Annotated in this window: 2 protein-coding genes; both read right to left on the bottom strand. The window is 49.6% G+C overall.

Annotated features, from left to right (window positions below; genetic code table 11):
• Window positions 1-548: IS110 family transposase (locus tag M3G15_RS21280; protein ID WP_260072013.1), on the bottom strand; the 548-nt coding region annotated here is incomplete at its 3' end.
• A 269-nt stretch (window positions 549-817) separates the two neighbouring features.
• On the bottom strand, window positions 818-1,468 hold the full coding sequence (locus tag M3G15_RS21275) for a hypothetical protein (protein WP_036645353.1): 651 nt from the start codon (window positions 1,466-1,468) through the stop codon (window positions 818-820).
• Window positions 1,469-1,703: the final 235 nt, after the last annotated feature.

The raw sequence follows: 1,703 nt of genomic DNA, 5'->3' as shown, positions 1-1,703 counted from the left end.
TTGCGCTGCTCGATTTCATCTAAGGCATGAAGCATTTCACTGAATGCCACGTGCACGGACTCATACGGGAACGTAAGCTGCCCTAACCAGACGCGATACTTCTTGGTCCAGCGACGCTTTATGGTGGCTGGCGGTTCAATCTGGTGACGAAGCAGGAACTTCAAGATCCGCTGAAGAGCCCGATGGGCATCTTCCTTGGCCGTTTCCCGGGCGCGAACCAATTCTCGCAGAGCCTCATCTTCCCGCTCGGGGACGTAAATGGGAGTGAGTTCTCCTGCACGATACAAACGTGCGAGTTGCTCCGCATCCCGTCGATCTGTTTTCACTTGGTCGCCGGGGCGTTTGGGAATAAGTGAAGGCGCAATGACAACGCACTCGGCTCCCATGGAAGTAATCCACCGGTAAGTTTCATAGCCTGTGGGACCGGCCTCATAACAAAACGAGAGGTTTTCGGCCGGACCCAGTTCCTTGATAAGTTTGCGTAATGCCGCCGCCGTATGAGGGATAGTCCCATAATAGCGGGGTGACTCCCCACCCACATCTGCAATCGCAACCGAAATTTTTTCTTTGGATACATCTAAACCGACGAATTTTGTGGTAGACTACATAGTATCAGCTCTCCTTTGCTATGTAGCTCTGAAATGGTTTGGTTTACACTTTCCATTTTAACCTACGAGATGTAGCAATTTGGAGGGCTGTCTTTTGTTTACGTTCATCTTAGCTAGAAATCCGGAGCAGAGAGCCACGTCTCACATCACATATAGGTAGACCCACCATACGGCAAATCCACTGCTGGAAGTTGCCCGACCCCCGCTTCTCAACGCACAAGACAATATGTCCGATATCGGTGCTTCCCGCTTGCAACAGATAATTGCTGTTTTTGAGCTAACCCGTGCAATATGCGTCTGGCGTGTCGATCCGTAATCCGCAAATGCTCCGAAAGTTCCAATGGACTAAAGGGCCGTAGCAGACGTCTCGCAAAACGTACTGTTTCCGCCTCAAGCCAATCTAAATCTGGTTGTACTGCAAGGGTCATGAATTTGCCGACAAAAGACAGGACCAGCTGTTGGCATTGCTTCGGCTCCTCTACAATAGACAAGTAAGCGATAGGGAGTAACGTCCAACCATCCAAAGCCAATAAACTGTGACGCCAACATAAATCTTTAAAACGTCGGACATCTAGATCTCTTGCATGGGGGCCGTATCCTTGAATCTCAATCGCTCCCTTAGCCGAGCCTGCCCCTGGGAGATAAGCGAGGTCCAAGTATCGGTAACCGTTATTAAAGTCGCGTACCTCCCACTCCGGGTATAAGTGATCAAATTGTCCAACGGCAGGGAACCATACGAACCTCAAAAACTCCATGGTGCCGTGCCCCAACCCCTTTTTGAGGAGCTCCAATCGTCTAGGATTCTTCTCCTCCTCCATTTGTTGTGCCATCCACGCATCAAATGCTTGTTCAAATTTCATCCCATCTCCACCTTTCTCCAATTGTGAAAACAAAAACGCCGTCCCGATACCTTTTCACCACTAAGGGGCGAGGTATCAAGACGGCGTGTGCTTCACGTCCGATTTGAGCTTAGTTTATCTCGTTTGACGTATGCATGCAATGGTTGAGTGCTTCATAAAAAGCTCAGGTGTTATGTTGTCTGTAACGGTAACGGACCGTAGAGCCCTTATTTCGTTCACAGTTCCCCCTCGTGAA

Origin of the sequence: Paenibacillus sp. p3-SID1389, assembly GCF_025151705.1 — a bacterium.
Classification (GTDB): Bacteria; Bacillota; Bacilli; order Paenibacillales; family Paenibacillaceae; genus Fontibacillus; species Fontibacillus phoenicis.
Note: the sequence above shows the minus strand (reverse complement) of the source record. Positions and strands in the feature narration are given on the sequence as shown.